The sequence below is a fragment of the Roseateles sp. P5_E1 genome (genome assembly GCF_054049335.1).
Map to the genome: position 1 here is coordinate 1 of NZ_JBFUMN010000406.1, position 546 is coordinate 546.

The following is a 546-nucleotide window of genomic DNA, read 5'->3' on the forward strand; positions in this document are numbered from 1 at the left end:
GTGAAGGTGAAGCGCTCGCCCAGGCCGTAGACGTTCTCGCCCACGCCCAGCGACAGCTGGTCGTGGACGTGGTGGCGCACCAGGCCGTCCTTGCCGGCCCACTGGATGAAGCCCAGGCCGCGCCAGTCGCTCTTGGTCAGCACGCGGTCGCCCTCGCGGAAGGTCAGGCTCCAGCCTTCGCCCTTCTTGACGTCGACAGAAATCGCGCCCGAGGTCAGCGTGGCCTGGGTGTCGCCGTTGTCGATCTGCACTGGATGCTTGCCAGCGCCGGGCATGGGGATGTGCAGGCGCGGCGCGCTCGACGCGGCGTAGTGCTCGACGCTGACGCGGATGACGCCGGGCAGCGGCGAGCTCAGCGTCACGGTCAGCGTGGGGCCCTGCAGCGTGTCGCCGCGGTGCTTGATGGGGCGGGTCGTGGCGAGCACGACCAGGCGGTCTTCGTGGACTTCGATCGCATAGGCCTCGGCCGCGTAATGTGCGGCCACGCCCGGCTGATGCATCCACTGTCCGTCAGTGAACTTCATGATGAATCAATCTTCCTTGTTG

General features: G+C 67.4%; 1 protein-coding gene. It reads right to left on the minus strand.

Annotated elements, in window-relative coordinates; genetic code table 11:
- Positions 1-524: hypothetical protein (locus ACXJKJ_RS31780; RefSeq protein ID WP_457395699.1), on the minus strand; the 524-nt coding region annotated here is incomplete at its 3' end.
- Positions 525-546 lie beyond the last annotated feature (22 nt).